Source organism: Mesorhizobium sp. WSM4809 (genome assembly GCF_055811655.1).
The window spans coordinates 612965-633376 of the sequence record NZ_JBVVQW010000003.1 but is presented as its reverse complement, the minus strand read 5'-3'; the positions used below and the strand labels follow the sequence as shown (position 1 = coordinate 633376).

Sequence of the window (20412 nt, the reverse complement as noted above, 5' to 3'; positions counted from 1 at the left end):
ATGCCGCGCCCCGAACCGAAAGAGGCCATGCCGCACGGGCGGATTGCCGACAACATCGTCTATTTTGCCCGCACCTTACGCAAGGCCGGCATGCGGGTCGGGCCGGCCTCGGTCAAGGACGCCATCGAGGCGGTGCTCGCCGCCGGCATTGGTTCGCGCGACGATTTCTACTGGACGCTGCACGCCGTGCTGGTGTCGCGGCATGAGGATCACGCCACTTTCGACGAAGCCTTCCGGCTGTTCTGGAAGTCGCGCGAACTGATCGAGAAGATGCTGGCTATGTTTTCGCCGGTGGCACCCGACACCAGGGAAAAGCAGAAGCGACGCGCCGCTGAAAACCGGGTCAGCCAGGCGATGTTCGAGGGCCACCAGAAGAACCAGCCGCCACAGGAAATTCCCGAGATCGAGGTCGACGCCCGCTTCACTTTTTCCGGCAACGAGGTGCTGCGGGCCAAGGATTTTGCCCAGATGAACGCCGCCGAGATGGCCGACGCCAAGAAGGCGATCGCGCAGTTGCGGTTGCCTTTCGACATGGTGCGGACCCGGCGCTTCAAGGCCGATGCGCATGGCCGCCGCATCGATCCGCGCGCCATGATGCGTTCGGCTGCGCGCACCGGCGGCGAACTGATTCTGCCGAAATTCCGCTCAGCCCGCGAAGTTCATCCGCCTTTGGTGGTTCTGGCCGACATTTCAGGCTCGATGAGCCAGTACACGCGCATCTTCCTGCATTTCCTGCATGCGCTCACGGAAAAACGCCGGCGCGTGCACACGTTCGTTTTTGGCACAAGGCTGACCAATCTGACCCGGCAGATGCGCCACCGCGATCCCGATGCAGCACTTGCCGACTGTTCTGCGGCGGTCAAGGACTGGTCGGGCGGCACCCGCATCGGCGACACACTTGCCGAGTTCAACCTGATATGGTCGCGGCGCGTGCTGGGGCAGGGGGCGGTCGTGCTTCTGATCACCGACGGGTTGGAGCGCGACGATGTCGACGGCCTGTCGGAGGAAATGGAGCGCCTGCACAAATCCTGCCGGCGTCTGATCTGGCTGAACCCATTGCTGCGCTTCGACGGCTTCCAAGCGCGCGCCCGTGGCGTCAAGGCGATGCTGCCGCATGTCGACGAGTTCCGCTCGGTGCACAATCTCGATGCGCTGGCCGATCTCTGCGCGTCATTGGACAAGAAGTCGGCACAATCCGTCGATCCGCGCCGACGGCTGGAAGCTGGCGCGAGGCACGCCGCATAACCATATCTTTCCCACCCGGAAAACAGATCCCGAGAAAAACAGACTTCTGGAGAAACGGTCATGGAAAACAGCATTTATCTGGATGAGGCCCGCGACCCGCTGATCATCGCGGAGGGCTGGATGAAGGACGGCAAGGACGTGGCCATCGCGACAGTGGTCGAGACCTGGGGATCGGCGCCCCGACCTGTAGGCAGCCATCTGGTCATTGATGCCGACGGCAATTTCCACGGCTCCGTTTCCGGCGGCTGCGTCGAAGGCGCTGTGGTCAGCGAGGCCATCGACGTCATCGACAGCGGCAAGGCCAGGATGCTGGAGTTCGGTGTTGCCGATGAAACCGCATGGCAGGTCGGCTTGTCCTGTGGCGGCCGCATCAAGGTGTACGTGGAAAGACTGGGCTGATCTCGGATGGATCCCTACGCCTTAAAAATTTTGAACGCCGAACGACGCGCTCGCCGCGCGGCGATCCTGGTCACCGATCTCGGTGACGGCCGCGACCGGATTGTGCGCGAGGGCGATCAGGTCGCCGGCGATCTCGGCGCTGCCATCGCCAGGGCGTTTCGCACAGGCAATTCCGGTTCGGTCGAGGCCGAAGGGAGGACTTTCTTTCTCAACGCGCATCTGCCGCAGCCACGCCTCGTGGTGATCGGCGCCGTACACATCAGCCAGGCGCTGGCGCCGATGGCGAAGATCGCCGGCTATCCCGTGGAGATCATCGATCCGCGCACCGCTTTCGCTACGCCGGACCGCTTTCCCGACGTGGCGCTCCATGCCGAATGGCCGGAGGATGTGCTGAAGCGCCAGCCGCTCGACAGCTACACCGCACTTGCCGCCGTCACCCATGATCCGAAGGTCGATGATTTCGCGCTGAAGGCCGCGCTCGACGCCAACTGTTTCTATGTCGGGGCGCTCGGCAGCAGGAAGACGCATGCCAAGCGGGTCGAACGCCTGCTGGCGCTGGGCGCGAGCGCCGATCAGATCGCCCGTATCCATGCGCCGATCGGGCTCGACATCGGTGCTGCCAGCCCGGGAGAGATCGCCGTTGCGGTGTTGGCCCAGGCAATCCACGCCTTCCGCTCGCGCGGTCTTGATGCCAAGGGCGCGGCGGCGTGAAATTCGGCCCGATCCCGATCGAGACCGCGGAAGGCGCGGTGCTGGCGCATTCGACCACCGCCGGCGAACGCCGCTTCCGCAAGGCGCACAGGCTGAGCGCTGAAGATGTGGCGCTGCTGCGGGCTGCCGGCATTTCTGAGGTCGTTGCGGCCGTGCTGGCCGTCGACGACCTCGGCGAGGATGCCGCCGCGCAGACGATCGCCGAGAGCATGACCTTTCGCGGGATCGAAGTCAGGCCTGCCGCGACCGGGCGGGTCAATCTCCATGCCAAGGCGCCGGGCATCTTCACGGTCGATGCCGCTTTCATCGATGCCATCAATGCCATTGATCCCGCCATCACCATCGCCACGCTGGCGCAGCATGCGCCGGTCGAGAAAGGCCAGATGGTCGCGACCGTGAAGATCATTCCCTTCGCGGTCAGTTCAGCGCTGGTCGACGCTGCGACGAAAATCTGCGCCGCAGGCGAGATCTTTGCCGTCAATGCCTACCGGCCCGTGCGTGTCGGCGTCATCCAGACGGTTCTGCCCGGCATCAAGCCTTCCGTCCTCGACAAGACGCTGCGCGTCACGGAAGCGCGGCTGGCGCGCACGGGCGGCAGGCTGACTGGGGAGCGCCGCACGCCGCATGAGATCGCTCAGGTGGCGGAGGCCACGGCTTCGCTGGCGCGCGACAACGACATGGTGGTGATCTTCGGCGCTTCGGCGATGAGCGATTTTGCCGATGTCATTCCCGCGGCGATCGAGAAGGCGGGTGGTGCAGTCATCCGCGCGGGCATGCCGGTCGATCCCGGCAATCTGCTGGTGCTCGGCACGCTCGATGGCAAGCGCATCATCGGCGCGCCCGGCTGCGCCCGCAGCCCCAAGGAGAATGGTTTCGACTGGGTGCTGGACCGGTTGATCGCTGGCCTCGACGTGACGGCCAGGGATATTGCCGCCATGGGGGTCGGCGGGCTGTTGATGGAAATCCCGACACGGCCGCAGCCGCGCGAACCGCTGCCGGCCAAAAGCCAGCTCAAGGTCGGCATCGTGCTGCTGGCCGCTGGCCGCTCAAGCCGCATGGGCGGGCCGAACAAGCTTTTGGCGCTGTTCGACGGCAAGCCGCTTGTGCGCCGCACCGCCGAGCGGGCGCTCGGCTCGAAGGCGTCCGGCACTGTCATCGTCACCGGCCACCAGCGCGAGCGGGTGCGCGCTGCGCTGGCGGGCCTCGACGTGACCTTCGCTGACAATCCCGATTTTGCCGAGGGCCTGTCCACCTCGCTGAAAGCCGGCATCGCCTATCTGCCGGAAGATTCCGCCTGCGTGATGATCGTTCTCGGTGACATGCCTGATATCACGTCCGATGATCTCGACAGATTGATCGATGCTTTCCGCAAGGCCGGCGGCAATGCGGTGGTCCGCGCCTCGCATGACGGCAAGCGCGGCAACCCTGTGCTTTTGCCGCGCTCGCTGTTTCCGGCGATCGCCCATCTCGAAGGCGACACCGGCGCGCGCCATCTGGTCGAGACCGAAGGGCTCGATGTCATCGATGTCGAAATCGGCGCGGCGGCGTCAGTCGATGTCGACACACGCGAGGCACTCGAAGGCGCCGGCGGCGTGCTGCAGGATTGACAAACCCAAGGCGAATTACGCATGCCTTGGGCATGTCTATTCGCTGCCAAATTTTCTGTGCCTTTGCAGTCGCGACCGCGTTGCTGTCTTCGGCCGCGCAAAGCCAGACGCTGTCCCTAAAACCCTTCAAGGACGATCTCTTCGCCTATCCGCCCACGCTGTCGTCTGACATCAACGGCACCTACACGGTCATCGACTACCGCGAGATGCGCGACATCAACCAGCGTGACCAGGTGCCGGAGCGGCGGGTGAACGCCCAATACACCGACACCAGCGTCCGCAAGATGCAGCAGGATCTGTTGCTGAAGACCGATGCCGGCGATGTCAGGCATGTCGCCGTCGGCAAGACCGAGGGCGCCGGCATCATCGTGCTTTATCTGCACGGGCAGGGCGGCAGCCGCAAGCAGGGTGTCGACGACTTCACATTCGGCGGCAATTTCAACCGGCTCAAGAACCTGATGGCCGGCAATGGCGGCCTCTATCTCAGTCCTGATTTCCCCGATTTCGGCGATACGGGAGCGGCGCAGGTGGCGGCGCTGATCGGTCATTATGCCGAACAGTCGCCAGGCGCGAAGATCTTCGTCGCCTGCGGCTCTATGGGCGGCGCGCTGTGCTGGAAGCTGGCCGCGCGCAAGGACATGGGCGGCCGCATCAACGGCCTGCTGCTGCTCGGTTCGCTGTGGGATGAGAGCTTTTTCACCAGCCCGGCCTTCAAGCGCCGCGTGCCGGTCTTCTTCGGCCAGGGCAGCCATGACGTGGTCTACCCCGTGGCAAAGCAGGAGGCGTTCTTTCGCTCGATCCTGACCAAATCGAAGACCTATCCGACCCGCTTCGTCCGCTTCGAGACCGGCACCCATGGCACTCCGATCCGCATGACCGACTGGCGCGGCACGCTCAACTGGATGCTGTCGAAGGCGCCCTGATCGACGCAGCCTGCAAGCTCGTGTGACGCTCAGGGCGCCGTGTTGTAGTCGATGACAGTCTCGGGATTTTGCTCGCCGTCATAGGACGCATCGACGTCATACTGGACCAGCGAGAAATTGCCATTGCGGAACAGATACGTCCCTGCGTCGGACGCATCGCCGATGCCGCGCCACTTGTTGAACGTGGTGATCGTGTGGGCAGCCTCGTCATAGGCGGAATTGACTGCCCAGCCCGACGTCTGGAAACCGACGATACTCATGCCCAGCAATTTGCCGTTGCTGTCATTGTTCTCGTAGCGGATGTCCATCTTGGGCTCGGCGAACTGCAACTGCTGCACGCCCGACACGTCGTCGGTCATGTAGTAGATCGAGCTTTCATTGTAGGCCGCGGCCGAGCAGGAAAAATGGAACAGCCGCGTCTCCTTGTCGGGATCGCCGGGCTGCGCATCCTTGTCCTTGTATTTAATCGAAAAAACGGTCGGCTCATTGGCAAGGAACTGCTTGTCGCACTGGTCGCCATAGGTTGCCAGAAAGGCCTTCTTGGCCTGCTCCAGTGCGGTGTCTTTCTTTGGCGGTGGCGGCCCGTCGCCGCAGCTTGGTGGCAGCGCCTCTTCGAAATCGGCGGTGGAGGGTTTTAGCGCGCCTTTTTCGATATGGATTGGATCGAAGGGCGGCCCCGCCTGGATCTGGGCATTCACCTGGCGCAGCGTATAGCACCCGGCAAAGACCTTTTCGCCGCCAGCCTTGTCCGTCGCGCGGATGGCGACGGGGACGTTGTAGAAAATGCTGCCAGCCGCGCCTTCGTCGGAAACCGTCCCGGTCTGGACTTCGACCTTGTCCGTCCCATCATAGCCCTTGACGAAACTATCGAAATCCTTTGCCGGCTTTGTATCGCCGAAATACCCCCATGCGCGGACGAATTCGTGCCGGCTGATGGCGCTGTACAGCGAACGGACAACCGCGTCGGCGCTCGACCGATCGTCGATATAGGGTGCTTCGGGGGCATCGTCGGCAGCCAATACCGTCTGGCCGATCGGTGCCAGGGAGAGAAAGGCAGTCGCTGCGAAAAGGGCGCGTCTCATCGGGAACCTCCGCTCGATAGAGGATTCTACGACGGCGATTGCGGCAACGTGGTGACGCAGGCTCGACGGACTTGAAGAATCGCGCGCGAAGGCGCTACGTCGCGTCCGCCGGCGTTCGGCCGGACAGGAGATTTGACGTGACGATATCGATGTATGAGGCGTCCGTGCCGGTGTTTTCGGCCAGGCTGAAAGCGCTTTCCGATGTGCTGGCGACCGCCGAACAGAATGCGCTTGACCGCAAGATCGACCCGCAGGTGTTTCTGACGGCGCGGCTCGCGCCAGACATGTTCGCCTTGACCAGGCAGGTGCAGATCGCCACCGATCATGCCAAGGGCGCGCCGTCACGGCTCGCCGGCCGCGAAGTGCCGAAATATGAGGACAACGAGGCGAGTTTTGCCGATGTCCAGGCTCGCATCACGAAGACGCTCGACCTTCTGGCGACTTTTTCGGCTGCCGAGTTCGACGGCTCCGACGACAAGATCATCGAGCTGAAGCTTGGCGGACGGGAAAGTTCGATGCCCGGCCTGCAGTATCTGCTGCATGTGGCCATGCCCAACTTCTATTTCCACCTCACCACGGCCTACGACATTCTTCGCCACAATGGCGTGCCGTTGGGCAAGGCGACGTTCCTGGGATCGCGCTAGGGAATTGAGTTTTTTGGAGATGTCCCGGATCGATCCGGGACATCTCCGGAAGTACCTAGCGAACGGACATTTCGCGGGCGATGCGGGGGAAGTCGGCCGGCTTGATACCGATGTCGGCACGGTCGGCATTGCTCATCGAATGAAGCAGCGCGAGCGCCGAGCGGTATCTCAGATGCTCCTGCGGCCGCGGCCGGGCGAACATTTCAGTGAAGAAACCCATGATTCAAGCCCCAAATTGGTCCTCCACGCCAGCCAATATAGGTGAATCGTGACAATTGTGCAGTGCAGCATTTGCATACCTGCCATGTCTTGGCGAATTTTTGTCTTGGCGAATTTTTTCGCCATTTTCTGCAACCCGGCGAAACTTTTGGCCGGTGCGTATCGTAGCCTCGAATGCTGGCTACATGGCCGGTTTTTCCTCGCCACTCCTGGCGAATTCCGGACTGCGTGAAAATGCAGTCCGGCTTTTGTTTTTGGGATTGCGGTGGGTGAAGCGGTAGACGAGGCGAAGGCTAAATTCGTTAAGATCGGTGCCATGCATTTTTAACGAGCCGGTTCTATGCTTTGATACCCGAATGGTCGGGCGAGGGGGAGGCTGACATCGCTACTGGCGCCAAGCGGGATTTCGCTTCCTTGCTCGACGACCTCTTCATCGCCCCCGACAAGAATGGCGAGGGCGAAGAGGCCGGCGCTCGTCCATCCATCCCGTTTGACTATCTTTCGGTGGCCGATGAACTCCATTCCGGCCGCATCAAGGTTTCCGCTGCCGAATATCGCGAGGCGGGCGCGGATCTGGCGACGGAATTCGCCGCCTTGCTCGATCATGCCAAGCTGGCTCTCGCCGGCGAAGAGCCAAAGCCCGAGGAAAAGCTGCCGCCGATCGATCCCGAAGCCATCGCCGTCGAACTTGGCCTCGATCAGCCCAAGCAAATCGCCGACTTCAGCCGCATGCGCCGCCGCTTTGCCTTTGCCAACCATCCCGACCGTGTCGCCCCGCATTTGCGCCAGCGCGCCATGATCCGAATGCAAGTGGCCAACATGCTGATCGACGAGGCCAAGCGCCGTGCACTAGCCGGTGCTCGCCGCTAACCCGGCTGGTTCACGCAAAAGTCGGTCTGGCGAGGCTTGGAGAGCGGCTCTGCTTTGCCTATAGATGCGGCTTCCTCCGCGCAGTCGCGCCAGCCTTCCTCCGGAGCCGAATTTCATGCACAAACGCCGTCTCGGTCGGACCGATCTTCTTGTGACCCAGATCTGCCTGGGCTCCATGACCTGGGGCCAGCAGAACACCGAGGCCGAAGGCCACGCCCAGATGGACCTGGCTTTCTCGCGTGGCGTCAATTTCATCGACACCGCTGAGCTCTATCCGATCCCGCCCAAGGCGGAGACGCAGGGACGGACCGAAAGGATCATCGGCAGCTGGATGAAGGCCAAGGGCAACCGCGACAAGGTGATCCTGGCCTCGAAGGTCGTCGGCCGCACGGCCAACGCATGGTTTCGCGGCGACAGGCCGTCGCAACTGGTGCGCGCCGATATCTTTGACGCCATCGACAAGTCGCTGGCCAAGCTCGGCACCGACTATATCGACCTCTATCAGATCCACTGGCCGGAGCGGGATATCCCCTGGGGTGCCAATCCGACGCGCGTCGGCGCCATGTCGCCGCGCGCCGATTCCGTCGGCGCACCGGCCGACGAAACACCGATCGCCGAGACGCTTGGCGTCTTCGACGAACTGGTGAAGGCTGGAAAGATCCGCCATTTCGGGCTGTCGAACGAGAGTTCCTGGGGCGTGATGCGGTTCCTTGCCGAAGCCGACAAGGGCATCGGCCCGCGCGTCGCGTCGATCCAGAACGCTTACAATCTCGTCAACCGCACTTTCGAGGTAAACCTCGCCGAGGTCTGTGAGCGCGAGCAAGTGTCGTTGCTGCCCTATTCGCCGCTGGCCCAGGGCTATCTCACCGGCAAATACGACCATGGCGCGCGACCGCAGGGGTCCCGCTCGCAGCTGTTCAATCGCGGCCAGCGCTACGAGACGCCAGGTGCCGCTGAAGCGCAACTTGAGTACAATGAGCTGGCGCGCTCCTTTGGCCTGGAGCCGGCACTGTTTGCCAATGCCTATGTCTCGAGCCGGCCGTTCGTAGCCTCCAACATCGTCGGCGCAACGACGCTTTCGCAGCTCGACATGGCGCTGTCTTCCGTCGACGTCACCTGGACCGAAGAAATGCAGAAGGCGGTGGACGCGATCCACCAGCGGGTCGGCAATCCCTGTCCTTGAACAGGTCGTCAGTCTCCGAATACTGAATGAGCACAATGGGAGCGGGCAGCAATGAATTTTCCAGTCGAGGCAGTGCGTGAAAAATTTCCGGCTCTCTTCCTGACCGACAAGGGCCGCCGCCGCATCTATCTCGATAACCCTGCCGGCACGCAGGTGCCACAGGCGGTCGCGGACGCCGTGTCGCGCTGCCTTTTGACCACCAATGCCAACCTTGGCGGCTATTTCGAAACGACGCTTGCCGCACAGCAGGTCGTTGATGAAGCGCACCAGGCCATGGCCGATTTCCTTGGCTCGGCGAGCCCTGAGGAAATCATCATCGGCGCCAACATGACGACGCTGACCTATCACATGTCGCGCACGCTCGGCCGCACGATGCAGCCCGGCGACGAGATCATCCTCACCCGCATGGACCATGAGGGCAATGTGTCGCCCTGGCTGCAGCTGGCCGAGGATCTCGGGCTCGTCGTGCGCTGGCTGCCGTTCGACGAAAAGAGCTGGCAGGTCGAAGAGGCGACGCTGGCTGGTCTGCTTTCCGAGAAGACACGGCTGGTCGCGTTGAACTACGCCAGCAATTTGACCGGCTCGATCAACCGGGTGAAGGCGCTGACCGCCATAGCCAGGAATGCCGGGGCCCTTGTCTATGTCGACGCCGTCCAGTTCGCGCCGCATGGCCTGATCGACGTGCAGGAACTCGGCTGCGATTTCCTGATCTGTTCGGCCTACAAATTCTTCGGCCCCCATATGGGCATATTGTGGGGCCGGCGCGACGTCATCGACGACCTGCAGCCCTACAAATGCCGCTGCTCGTCCAACGGCTTGCCGGAGCGGTTCGAACTCGGCACGCCGCAGATCGAGCTGATGGCCGGCCTCACGGCCGCGGTCGATTACTTTGCCGACCTTGGCGCGGCGGCGGGCGAGGGCGGTTCAAGAAGGCAGAAGATTGCCAAGGCGTTTGCGGTTTCGATCGCCTATGAAAACCCGCTGGCGCAACAGCTGATCGATGGCCTGTCCGATATCGAGGGCCTGACCATCCGGGGCATTACCGATCCGAAGCGGCTCGGCGAGCGCGTGCCGACGGTTTCCTTCACCGTCGATGGCATCGTGCCCGAAACGATCGTGCGGCAGATGAATGCCGAAAACATCTTCCTGTGGTCCGGCCATAACTACGCCTGGGAGATCGTCCACCAGCTCGGCATTCCAGCCGAGCATGGCGTCGTGCGTATCGGCATCGCCCACTACAACACTGCAGCCGAAATCGACGAGACGCTGGAGAGCGTACACCGTGTGATCGCCATGCTCAGGCAGCAGCGCTCCTGACGCTGGCTTGAGCATTCACCGCGTCTTGCCGCCGAAGCCGGTGAGGAACGCAGTCAGATTGTCGCCGAGTTCGTCGCAGAGATAGCCGCCTTCCTGGACGATGACCGTCGGCAGATCGAGCTTGGCGATAGCCTCGCCGATGCGCGAGAAGCCAGGCGTCGTCACCGAAAGTCCGCCGAACGGATCGCCCTCGAACGCGTCGAGGCCGAGCGCAACGACCAGCGCGTCCGGCGAAAAGGCCCGGATGCGCTGGAACGCCACCTCGAGCGCCTCGAGAAACGCCGCGTCGGCGGATTTGCGCGGCAGCGGCAGGTTGAAATTGTAGCCGAGGCCGGGGCCTTCGCCGCGCTCGTCGGCATGACCCCAGAAGAACGGATAGAAGCGCACCGGATCGGCATGCAGCGAGACGGTCAGCACATCCGGCCGTGCGTAGAAGATGCCTTGCGTGCCGTTGCCGTGATGCAGGTCGACATCGAGGATCGCCACCCGTGCGGCCTGCTTACGCAGAACCTGCGCCGCGACGGCCGAGTTGTTGATGAAACAGAAGCCGCCGGCGACATCGGCAAAGGCGTGGTGGCCGGGCGGGCGGCATAGCGCATAGGCGGCCGGCGCGCCTGACATCACCGCCTCGGCCGCGTCGACCGCGCTCCAGGCGCTCCACAGCGCGCTTTGCCAAGTCTCGCCCGAGATCGGGCAAGCAGTATCGGCCATGTGGTAGCCGGCCTGGCCGACTGCCGAGGCCGGTAGGAGCCGTTGCGCGCGATCGGATGGATGTTGGGGATCACTTCGGCCGAAGCGCCCTCGATGCGCTGCCAGCGCGTGTAGATATGCTCGAGGAAATCAAGGTATTCGGGCGTATGCACAGCCGCGACCGGGCCGAGCCCATGATCCCGAGGCCGCTCGATCGTGCAGCCAGCATATTTTGCGCCGGCTAACAATCTCTCCACGCGCTCCGGCTTTTCCGGATTGGGCTGTGCCGCACCGCTTGACAGAAAGGCCTTGGGGTCGTGACGCTTCTGTTCCTCGGCATAGAAGGCTTTCATTCCGGATCCTCGTTTTGGGGCGCATCGGCGAAGGCAAAGAACGCCTCGCCGATGATTTTTTGGGTCTGCTCATAGCTCGACCAGGCGATGCCCAGCCTTTCATAGAAGGTCTTGGCACCTTCATTGTCGGTGTCGACCGACAGTCGGAGATAAACGCCGCCTTCGTTCCGGCACTGCGCCGCAACGTGCCGCAGCAGCCGCTCGCCGATCTTGCGGCCGCGAAAACGATCCTCGACATAGAGGTCCTGCACATAGACTCCAGGCCGCCCCATCCAGGTTGAAAAGATCGGAAAATGCAGGCAAAGCCCGGCAAATTCCCCGCCGACTTCGGCGATCAGGGTCGAAAAGGCGGGTTTTTCGCCAAAGCCGTACATTCTGAGATCGTCGGGTGTGGAGATGATTTCCTCCGGCGCACCGATATGCGTGCCGAGCTTCAGGATCGCCGCGTGGATGGTTTCGACGTCTTCGATCCGGCCGGGGCGTAAGAGGACGTCATTGGATGTTGGATTGATCACGGTCGTCTCTCAAAACGCCACCCGGTCGCCGCCCTTGAGCGCCAGCATGTCGCGTGCTTCGGTTGGCGTTGCAACCTCCAGCGACAGCCCGTCGAGAATGCCACGGATGCGGCGCACCTGATCGGCATTGGATTTCGCCAGCTGGCGGCCGTCATAGAGACTGTCCTCCAGCCCGACACGGACATTGCCGCCCATGGCCGCCGCGATCGAGATCAGCGGCATCTGCTGACGGCCGGCGGCCAGCACGGAGAACTGGTAGCTGTCGCCGAACAATTTGTCGGCGATCCGCTTCATATGGACGAGATTGTCGGGATCGGCGCCGATGCCGCCCAGAATGCCCAGCACGAACTGGATGAACAATGGGCCAGACACCAGCCCTCGGTCGCGGAAATGCGCCAGCGAGTAGAGATGGCCAACATCGTAGCATTCGAATTCGAAGCGCGTGCCGCAGCCCTTGCCCAGCCTCTCCAGCACGCCCTCCATATCGGCAAACGTGTTCTTGAAGATGGTGTCGCGCGTCGCTTCGAGCAGCTTCGGCTCCCATTCGTGCTGCCATTCCCTCGGCCTGTCGAGCATCGGGAACAGCGCGAAATTCATCGAGCCCATATTGAGCGAGCACATTTCGGGTTCGGCCCGCAAAGGGGCTGCCAGCCGCTGATCGAGCGTCATCAGCGATGAGCCACCGGTGGTGATGTTGATCACCGCATCGGTCGCCTGCTTGATGCGCGGCAAAAACTGCATGTAGACGTCCGGATCGGCGGTCGGGCGGCCATCCCTCGGGTCGCGGGCGTGCAGATGCAGGATCGAGGCCCCGGCTTCCGCAGCGGCGATCGCCTCAGTGGCAATCTGGTCCGGCGTCACCGGCAGATAGGGCGACATCGACGGCGTGTGCACCGAGCCGGTGACGGCGCAGGTGATGATGACTTTTCTAGGCGCCATCTTTGTCGCCTCAGCCTTCGACCGGCAGGTCGAGTTCGGCAGCCAGCGACTCCAGCGAGTCGCCGATGATGGAAACGATCTCGCCGACCTGTTCGCTGGTGACGATCATCGGCGGCGCGACCATGAAATTGTCGCCGTCGACGCCGCCCTTGACCCTGCGGCCATAGATGATCAGCCCGCGCTCATAGGCGAGGTCGAGCAGCCGCTGCGTGGCTTTCTTGGTCTGGTCGATCGGCCTCAGCGTCTCTGGATCAGCAACCATCTGGGCGCCGGTGAGCAGGCCCTTGCCGCGCACGTTGGCGATGAACGGAAACCGCTTCGCCAGCCCCTTCAGCTCGTCCATCAGCACGTCGCCCATGGCGGCCGCATTGGCGATCAGGCCAAGCCGGTCCATTTCACCGAGCACGGCAAGCCCGGCGGCGCAGGCCAGCGGATTGCCGGCATAGGTGTGGCCGTGCTGGAAGCCGCCGGAGTCAAGCAGCGGCTGCACCAGCCGCATCGGGGCGGCGAGCGCGCCAAGCGGCGCATAGCCCGAACCCAGCCCCTTCGACAGCGCGACGATGTCGGGCTTGCAGTTCCAGTGGTCGCCGCCGAGGAATTTGCCGGTGCGGCCGGCGCCGCTCATCACCTCGTCGTGGATGAGCAGGATGCCGTAGCGGTCGCAGATCTCGCGGATGCGCGGGTAATAGCTGTCCGGCGCGACCAGTGCCGCGGTCGCCGCACCGCCGATCGGCTCCATGATGAAAGCGACCACGCTGTCTGGACCTTCCGCAAGAATCTTCTCCTCCAGCATGTCGGCATAGCGGATGCCGCGCTGGTCCATCGAGAGGTTGTCGCGGTCGCGCCAGGCATTCGGCGCCGGCACGGTCGGCATCGCCCGCATCATCGGCTCGAACGTTTCGGCCAGCGCATCGTCGCCGGTGACCGAGAGCGAACCCAGCGTGCCGCCATGATAGGAGGGGAAGCGGGTGATCACCTTCCAGCGGCTGACCTGGCCGGTGGCGACGGCCCATTGCCGCGCCAGCTTGATGCAGGATTCGGTCGCTTCCGAGCCGCCCGAGACGAAGAAGATTCGGTCCATGCCTTCCGGCAGCTTGCCGGCCAGTTCGCGTGCCAACTCCTCGGCCGGCTCGTTCTCGAAATGCAGCCGATAGGCAAAGGTGGCGCGGTCCATCTGCCGCTTCATGGCATCCAGCACATTGCGGTTTGAATGGCCGATATTGGCAACCATCGGGCCGCTCGAGCCGTCGATGAAGCGGCGGCCATCCTGCGTCCACATATAGATGCCCTCGGCACGGTCGATCAGCGGCCGGCGCAGGCTGGACAGATAGAACAGATGCGAGTCTCGCCGGGCGTCAGTGGCTTGCGTGGCGGTCTGGACTTTCGACATGTCAGGACTTTCCGAGATAACGATCGAGGACATTTTTTGTGACGCGTTCGACCATCGGGTCCTGTCTTAGCAGGCCGGCGACCCATTCGCAGGTTCCGGCGTGGAACACCTCGCCCTTGCCGCGCGGGAAATTGACGATCATGCCGTTGCCGCGTTTGACCTTTTCCAGATTGGCGTCGCTCGCCTCGCCGAACAGCGTCTCGGCGGTGAAGCGGCCGTCTTCGTCGGTGAGAAACTGGTCCTCGATCGGGATATCGGCGCTTTCCTCGACCTGGCTCGCCATGGCGACGGCGAGAACCTGCAAGCCGTCTGGCGCGCCGCTGGTAGCGGTCGGGTAGGGCAGGCCGCCGCGTATCTCGAAGTCGAGCCCGTCGACCTCATAGCCATAGACATGGCTGTCGGCGCCCAGCAGGTCACCATAGTAGATGCCGGTGCCGGCAAAGGCCCAATGCTCGGGCCTATAGACCGGAAAACCACGCACGCCGCGCGGCGCGCAGCCGCCCCAACCGGTATAGACCCCGCGCGTCGCGTTGAGCCCGAAGGTCGCCGAACCCGGCCGGCCGATTTCCGGCGCTTCCCAGGAATTGGTGGCGCGGGTGACGTCGCCGCCTGGGAGATAGGCGGGGTCTTCGGCACGCGAGCGATATTTGTAGCAGACCTGCCGGCGGGCCTCGTCTTCCAGCCGCGTCTGCCACATGAAATTGCCGGCAAAGCGCGCCGCATGGCCGCCGCGCTCGACATAGGCGTCGACGGCGTCGCGCATTTCCCAGGTCCAGTATTCATCATGGCCGACGAAGACGGCGCAGTCGTAGCCGTCGAGAATTTCGGGCGAAAAATGGAGATCATGCTGGCTGGCGAGATCGACTTGATAGCCGGCCCGCTCGGCAAAGCGGAAGAAGTGGCTATCGTAGCTCGCCCAGCCCGACGAGGCGTACTTTTTCGAATGGCCGGTGGCGAGCGCCCATTCCATATGCGGATAACGCGGCACCGTCTTCGGCGGCACGGCGACTTCCAGCGGCACACGCGGCGCATCTTTCGGCAGCACGACGAAGCCGCGGCACCAGGGGCGTTGCGTCGACACGATGGGCGAATACTGGTTGCGGTCCGGCCCGGTGATGCCCTGGTAGTGGTTGGAGCCGCCCCAGGTGTTGTAGGCCAGCCAGGTGCCCGTCGCCGCCACCTGCAGCACACGGCCGGGTTTACGGCCCGGCTGCGGGCTGACGATGAAAATATGGTGGTATTGGATCGGCTTGCCGTCGCGCCCGTCTGCGGTCAGCGTGACCCGATAGGCTCCGGACGGCCAGTCGTTCTCGACACGGAATTCGAGCGAAGCGTCCCAGCCGCAGCCTTCAGCCGAACATTGTTCCGGACTTTCCTGCCAGCGTGCTGCGATGCCCGATTTCTCGAACACTTTGGTTTCGCTGCCGCCATCCCGGATGATTGTCATGCCGAACGTCGCAGCTGTCGAGCTGACATGCAAGGCCACAGTCTCTCCGGCGCGATAGGAAAACCGGTCGCTGTAGCACCAGATCTCGCCGCGCTCGCCATCCATCCCCGGCCATTCGTAATAATGGCCACGCACCGCGTGGCGGCGCTGCTCCGGTGTCAGTCCGAAATCGGGGAATTCGGTCGGCAGATGGGTCATGAACACCTGAAAAGGTCGAGGGCCGCCATTTCGGCGATCTGCCGGTCACGCGTCAAATAGAAACGATCGGGCCAGCATTCGTTAGCCGCACCCTTGGCCGCCTCCATCAAACGGACTATCTCAGGGGAGGCGGCGTTTCCGCCACGGGGGTCGGAATGCTCAGAGTGCAAAAGGTCAAGGTCGACGAGATCTACGTGCCGACGGCGCGCAAGAAGACGCTGCATCCCGAGACCGTCCGCCATCTGGCCGAGGACATCCTGGAAAACGGCATGAAGACGCCGATCCAGGTCCGCCATGACGGCAAGCGCCACATCCTCGTCGAAGGCCTGCACCGGCTGGAGGCGGCAAGGTGGCTCGGCGAGACCGAGATCGAGGCTTATCTGGTGCAAGCCAAACGCCACTGACACGTCCGGTTTCTCGGCGCAGAGGTTTTTATCGCTTCGTCATCCTCGGGTCTGCGCTGCGTCGCTGCGCTCCTGCTTCGCCCATTGATGACGAAGGTGGGTGACGTCTCGGCCCATCGAGACGGTGTCGACATTTTCTTTGCGGGCGATGTCGGTTTGCGGTTCATCGGCTCGTCCTTGGGACGGAAGCCAGATCAAACGCAGGATGCCATCATGACCATCAAGCTCGACATCGCCCCCACCAACGACCGTGAACTGGTTCTCGCCCGCATCATCGATGCACCGCGCGAAAACGTCTATCGCTGCTGGACTGACCCGAAACTGATTACGCGCTGGTTCTCGCCAAAGCCGTGGACGACGCCTCGCGCCGAGATGGATGTGCGCACCGGCGGCTCGAGCCTTGTCGTCATGGCTAGCCCGGACGGCAACGAATTCCCCAACCCGGGAGTCTTCCTCGAAGTCGTTCCCGGCAGGAAGATCGTCCTCACCGACGCCTACACAGAGGCTTGGCAGCCTTCGGAAAAGCCGTTCATGACCGTCGCGCTGACCTTCGAGGACGAGGGCAATGGCAAGACCCGCTACATCGCTCGGGTCAGGCACTGGAGCGTCGCCGACCGCGAACAGCATGAGAAGATGGGTTTCCACGAGGGTTGGGGACAGTGCGCCGACCAGCTCGAAGAACTCGCCAAAACGCTTTGATCCGCATGACGCTCTGATACCGGCATGACGAGAGGAGATCGATATGTCCAAAACCCTGTTTTTCGCCATTCTTGCTTCGGTTGCAGCGCTCGTTGGCTGCCCAGGCACCACCAATGCGGAGGAGACAAAACCCGCCATGACGACTGAGACGAACGCACTGCCGAAGCCGGAAAAGTCCGGCCTGCTGCCGATCAACGGCCTGAATTATTATTATGCCATCTATGGTAAGGGCGAGCCGCTGCTTCTGCTGCATGGCGGTCTCGGCACCACGGATATGTTCGCGCCGATCCTGCCGAAACTTGCCGAAAACCGCACCGTCATCGGCGTCGACCTGCAGGGTCACGGTCGCACCGCGCTGGGCGACCGCCCATTCACCGTGGAGGCGATGGGCGACGACATGGCCGCCATCGTCAAGGCGCTCGGTTACGATCAGGTCGATGTCATGGGCTATTCGCTGGGCGGCGGCGTCGCCTTCCGCATGGCCGTCCAGAATCCCGAAGCGGTGCGCCGCCTCGTCCTGGTATCGACCGGCTACGCCACGGACGGCTTCTATGACGAGATGCGTCCCCAGCAGGCACAGGTGAGCGCGGCCGCGGCTGAGTTCATGAAGGAGACGCCGATGTACAAATCCTACGTCGCCGTGGCGCCGCATCCTGAGGAGTTCCCGAAGCTCCTCGATGCGCTGGGCGGCTTCATGCGTCAGAACCGCGACTACGCGGCCGACGTCGCCAAGCTGAAGATGCCGGTCATGCTGGTCTATGGCGACAGCGATATGTACAAGCCCGAACACGAGATCAAGTTCTATCAGATGCTCGGCGGCGGGCTGAAGGATGCCGGCTGGATGCGCGAGAACCTGTCGCAAAACCGCCTGGCGATCCTGCCCAACCGCACCCACTACGACACTTTCTTCGCCCCCGAACTGACGGCCGCCGCGCTGCCGTTCCTCAACGGCCAGACCAAGGTCAAAACCTGGGACGAGGTCGTCGGCGAAACGGAGTGAACGCCAAGGCCGCCGGCTGTTAGCGGGCAGCCGCTTTCCGTGGCTGCCATGACGGCTTTCGGCGTCATGGCTTCACCCCCACTCGCATGGCTCGACGATCCCACGGTTTTCAAGCCGCAAATGCATATTTTCACGGGCTCGAAGCAGCCCTGGGTGGTGCTCGATGACAGCCTGCCGAAATACGAAGGCGCCCCTCCGCCAAGCTGATTTTTCCCTTCTCCCCTTGTTGTGGAAGGAGTGGATCGACGCGCAGCGCCAAGGGCCAGGGGAGAGCGCAAGCATGGCCAAAATTTAATCCAAATCGACACGAGATAGCCGGCAAAGCGTCATTGGCGGGCCATCATTGTCTCCCTATTTATGGGTCGCGGGTACGGCATTCGAGGAGACGACGGATGAACGACAGCATCAGCACCCTGGACGAGCTTTTGAGCGATCCGATGGTCCTGCTTGTGATGGAGCGCGATCGTGTGCGCCCCGAACAGGTGCGCATGCTGCTCGAACGGGCTCGCCGGCCTTCGACCGATGAGCCCGAAGTGCCGCCGGCGCATGTGATCGCCAGGACATGCCAGAAACTCTGGCTCTGCCCGTAGTCGCTTTGCGATTTTCGCTGTGTATCTCAAGCCGGCTCCAAGGTGGGCCGGTTTCGAACGGCGTGCACTTCGGCACGCCAGCTTACAAATCCGTAAATTGATTATCCGGCCCATGACGATAAGGCTTGCCCAGGATTGACCGATGGTCGGTCCACGCAACTCCGATCTCTCATGCACGGAATTCGATTTTGGCCGATATCTGCACACAAGGCCTGGATACGGGCTTCGTCGGCCTGGGGTTCGCCAAGGTGGCGTTCCTCGGCGTGGTGCAAGGCATCACCGAACTGTTGCCGATTTCCTCGACCGCCCATATGCGCATCGTGCCGGCCGTGCTCGGCTGGCAGGATCCCGGCTCCGCCTTCTCCGCCGCCATGCAACTCGCGGCTCTTGCCGCGGTGGTCAGCTATTTCTGGAGTGATGTCAGGAATATCCTGTTTGGTTCTTTCAACGCTCTGGCGCGACGCGATTTCGCCGACCGGCATTTCAAGCTGGCGCTCTGGATCGTGCTGGCGACGATCCCGATCGTCATCGCCGGCGTGGCGCTGTCTGGCGTGCTCAACGCCTGCAATTCGCCGCTACGCAGCCTGACGGTGATCGGCTGGGCCTGCATCGCAATGGCGATCCTGCTGGCGCTGGCCGAGATCTTTGCTCGTCACCGGCGCAGCATGGGGGGCGCGTCGCTGACCGATGCGCTGCTCGTCGGTGTTGCCCAGATCGGCGCGCTTGTTCCCGGCGTGTCGCGCTCGGGCTCGACCCTGACGGCGGCATTGGGGCTCGGCTTCAAGCGGGCCGAGGCGGCGCGCTTCTCATTCCTGCTCGGGCTGCCTGCCATCGCGCTCGCCGGCCTCAAGGAACTCTGGGAACTGCACAAGGTCCATCTCGACGCCCATGGCTGGTCGGTGCTTGCTGTCGGGCTGGTCGTTGCGTCGATCTCCGCCTTCTTCGCCATATGGGGGCTGATGCACGTGCTGGAGCGTTTCTCGGCTTGGCCGTTCGTCATCTATCGCGGCCTGCTCGGCATCGTCTTGTTGTTGAGCGTCGCCATGGGATGGCTTGCCTAAGTCCAGAGCCTTTCACAGTCTCGCTTGAAACAGGTTATATCCGTACCGGACCACGAACTTCGATTCCGGTAAGCGCATGGATTTCCTGACCCTCCTGCAATCATTGCCGTTGCTGCTGGCATTGGCCAAGGGCGCACTGCCGTCGGTGGCGGCATTTGGCATGGGATTTGGCCAGTGGACCGCTTCACTGCCGCCATGCCGGGACTTCACCTTCGAGGCGACCAGCTATCTCGTTTGCGAGGTCGATCCAAAACGATATCAGCTCGAGCTGTTCTGGAAGGATGCGGCGGGCAAGCCGTTTCAGTCGCTGCACAATCTGCATGCCACGCAACAGGCGGCAGGGCGCACCATGCTGTTCGGCATCAATGCCGGTATGTATCACCCGAACCTCGCGCCGGTCGGCCTCTATGTCGAGCGTGGCCAGGAGATGGCCTCGGTGAAAACGGGATCGGGAAGCGGCAATTTTTCCCTGCAGCCGAACGGCATTTTCTACATGCGAAACGGCAAGGCCGCAGTCCGTGCCACCAGGGATTTCGTGAAAAGGCGCCCGACAGTCGACTATGCGACGCAATCGGGGCCGATGCTGGTGATCGACGGCAAGCTGCATCCAAAATTCCAGGCTGACGGCACTTCACGGAAAACCCGCGACGGTGTCGGGGTGCGAAAGGACGGCGTCGCGGTTTTTGCGATTTCGAATGGCTCGGTGACCTTCCATGCCTTCGCCCGTCTGTTCCGCGATGCGCTCGGCTGCGACAACGCGCTGTTCCTCGACGGCACGATATCAAGCTTGTTTGCGCCTGCCATCGGCCGCAAAGACGACTATTGGAATCTCGGGCCGATGATCGGCGTTTTCAAAAAATCCTAGCCGGTTTCCATCGCGCTTGCCCGCACGCGGTATGGGCGAAAAAAACTTGATTCAAACTTTA

General features: G+C 62.8%; 21 protein-coding genes and 2 pseudogenes. 16 read left to right on the top strand and 7 right to left on the bottom strand.

The annotated features are described in order from the left end of the window. From AC0L24_RS11210 to AC0L24_RS11190, 5 genes are read left to right on the top strand one after another with little or no spacing between them, the layout of a single operon-like run. Complete coding sequence (locus AC0L24_RS11210; protein WP_473563707.1) at nt 1–1245, top strand: vWA domain-containing protein; 1245 nt, start codon at nt 1–3, stop codon at nt 1243–1245. Nucleotides 1246–1305: 60 nt separating this feature from the next. Then, a complete protein-coding gene (locus tag AC0L24_RS11205) occupies nt 1306–1644 on the top strand; it encodes an XdhC family protein (protein ID WP_013532112.1) in 339 nt (112 codons plus the stop codon). A gap of 6 nt (nt 1645–1650) precedes the next feature. Continuing rightward, nucleotides 1651–2355: an XdhC family protein gene (locus tag AC0L24_RS11200; protein ID WP_128288659.1), complete on the top strand. Its 705-nt coding sequence runs from the start codon at nt 1651–1653 to the stop codon at nt 2353–2355. Continuing rightward, nucleotides 2352–3962 carry an NTP transferase domain-containing protein gene (locus AC0L24_RS11195; RefSeq protein WP_473563706.1) on the top strand — a complete coding sequence of 537 codons (1611 nt, stop codon included), beginning with the start codon at nt 2352–2354 and terminating at the stop codon, nt 3960–3962. The genes AC0L24_RS11200 and AC0L24_RS11195 overlap by 4 nt, the downstream gene beginning before the upstream one ends. Nucleotides 3963–3994: 32 nt before the next feature. Then, nucleotides 3995–4885 (top strand): alpha/beta hydrolase, encoded by an 891-nt coding sequence (locus AC0L24_RS11190; RefSeq protein WP_128288658.1) that lies wholly within the window; start codon nt 3995–3997, stop codon nt 4883–4885. Between the two features lie 29 nt (nt 4886–4914). Here the strand turns inward: AC0L24_RS11190 and AC0L24_RS11185 are convergent, their stop codons facing one another. Then, nucleotides 4915–5967, bottom strand: a complete 1053-nt coding sequence (locus AC0L24_RS11185) for a DUF1176 domain-containing protein (RefSeq protein WP_473563705.1) — start codon at nt 5965–5967, stop codon at nt 4915–4917. A gap of 137 nt (nt 5968–6104) precedes the next feature. Here AC0L24_RS11185 and AC0L24_RS11180 point away from each other — a divergent pair, with 137 nt between their 5' ends. Beyond that, the gene (locus tag AC0L24_RS11180) at nt 6105–6611 is read left to right on the top strand and encodes a DUF1993 domain-containing protein (protein WP_127396334.1); all 507 of its coding nucleotides are present in this window, start codon (nt 6105–6107) and stop codon (nt 6609–6611) included. Nucleotides 6612–6666: 55 nt separating this feature from the next. On the opposite strand, the gene AC0L24_RS11175 is transcribed toward AC0L24_RS11180, so the two are convergent. Then, entirely contained in the window at nt 6667–6831 is a 165-nt protein-coding gene (locus AC0L24_RS11175) for a hypothetical protein (protein ID WP_023706483.1), read from the bottom strand. A 413-nt stretch (nt 6832–7244) separates the two neighbouring features. On the opposite strand from AC0L24_RS11175, the gene AC0L24_RS11170 reads away from it, so the two are divergent. The 3 genes from AC0L24_RS11170 (at nt 7245) to AC0L24_RS11160 (ending at nt 10200) form a co-directional block, all read left to right on the top strand. Beyond that, nucleotides 7245–7700: a hypothetical protein gene (locus AC0L24_RS11170; RefSeq protein WP_127321613.1), complete on the top strand. Its 456-nt coding sequence runs from the start codon at nt 7245–7247 to the stop codon at nt 7698–7700. Between the two features lie 115 nt (nt 7701–7815). After that, entirely contained in the window at nt 7816–8883 is a 1068-nt protein-coding gene (locus tag AC0L24_RS11165) for an aldo/keto reductase (protein ID WP_473563704.1), read from the top strand. A 51-nt stretch (nt 8884–8934) separates the two neighbouring features. Continuing rightward, complete coding sequence (locus AC0L24_RS11160) at nt 8935–10200, top strand: cysteine desulfurase-like protein (RefSeq protein WP_127810629.1); 1266 nt, start codon at nt 8935–8937, stop codon at nt 10198–10200. A 15-nt stretch (nt 10201–10215) separates the two neighbouring features. Here AC0L24_RS11160 and AC0L24_RS11155 read toward each other — a convergent pair. From AC0L24_RS11155 to AC0L24_RS11135, 5 genes and pseudogenes are all read right to left on the bottom strand, one after another. Beyond that, nucleotides 10216–11243: pseudogene (locus AC0L24_RS11155) on the bottom strand (histone deacetylase family protein). Beyond that, a complete protein-coding gene (locus AC0L24_RS11150; RefSeq protein ID WP_128288662.1) occupies nt 11240–11755 on the bottom strand; it encodes a GNAT family N-acetyltransferase in 516 nt (171 codons plus the stop codon). Before AC0L24_RS11150 ends, AC0L24_RS11155 begins: the two are co-directional and overlap by 4 nt. 12 nt (nt 11756–11767) lie before the next feature. Next, nucleotides 11768–12697 (bottom strand): 3,5-dioxohexanoate:acetyl-CoA acetone transferase, encoded by a 930-nt coding sequence (gene kce / locus AC0L24_RS11145; RefSeq protein WP_127810627.1) that lies wholly within the window; start codon nt 12695–12697, stop codon nt 11768–11770. A gap of 10 nt (nt 12698–12707) precedes the next feature. After that, nucleotides 12708–14087, bottom strand: coding sequence for an aminotransferase family protein (locus AC0L24_RS11140; protein WP_473563703.1), 1380 nt, complete (start codon nt 14085–14087; stop codon nt 12708–12710). A 1-nt stretch (nt 14088) separates the two neighbouring features. Continuing rightward, nucleotides 14089–15732, bottom strand: a complete 1644-nt coding sequence (locus tag AC0L24_RS11135; RefSeq protein ID WP_127810625.1) for a N,N-dimethylformamidase beta subunit family domain-containing protein — start codon at nt 15730–15732, stop codon at nt 14089–14091. 155 nt (nt 15733–15887) lie between these two features. On the opposite strand from AC0L24_RS11135, the gene AC0L24_RS11130 reads away from it, so the two are divergent. The 7 genes and pseudogenes from AC0L24_RS11130 to AC0L24_RS11100 all read left to right on the top strand — a co-directional run bounded on the left by AC0L24_RS11130 (nt 15888) and on the right by AC0L24_RS11100 (nt 20351). Beyond that, the gene (locus AC0L24_RS11130) at nt 15888–16136 is read left to right on the top strand and encodes a ParB N-terminal domain-containing protein (protein ID WP_127269873.1); all 249 of its coding nucleotides are present in this window, start codon (nt 15888–15890) and stop codon (nt 16134–16136) included. A 213-nt stretch (nt 16137–16349) separates the two neighbouring features. After that, nucleotides 16350–16835 (top strand): SRPBCC family protein, encoded by a 486-nt coding sequence (locus AC0L24_RS11125; RefSeq protein ID WP_127269871.1) that lies wholly within the window; start codon nt 16350–16352, stop codon nt 16833–16835. 43 nt (nt 16836–16878) lie between these two features. Next, nucleotides 16879–17835, top strand: a complete 957-nt coding sequence (locus tag AC0L24_RS11120; protein WP_127810624.1) for an alpha/beta fold hydrolase — start codon at nt 16879–16881, stop codon at nt 17833–17835. Nucleotides 17836–17925: 90 nt separating this feature from the next. Then, a pseudogene (locus AC0L24_RS11115) lies at nt 17926–18042 on the top strand (GFA family protein); the annotation flags it as partial. Nucleotides 18043–18227: 185 nt separating this feature from the next. Next, entirely contained in the window at nt 18228–18425 is a 198-nt protein-coding gene (locus AC0L24_RS11110) for a hypothetical protein (protein ID WP_013532087.1), read from the top strand. Nucleotides 18426–18613: 188 nt separating this feature from the next. Further along, entirely contained in the window at nt 18614–19486 is an 873-nt protein-coding gene (locus tag AC0L24_RS11105; protein WP_127269867.1) for an undecaprenyl-diphosphate phosphatase, read from the top strand. Nucleotides 19487–19562: 76 nt separating this feature from the next. Next, complete coding sequence (locus tag AC0L24_RS11100) at nt 19563–20351, top strand: phosphodiester glycosidase family protein (RefSeq protein WP_127327552.1); 789 nt, start codon at nt 19563–19565, stop codon at nt 20349–20351. Nucleotides 20352–20412: the final 61 nt, after the last annotated feature.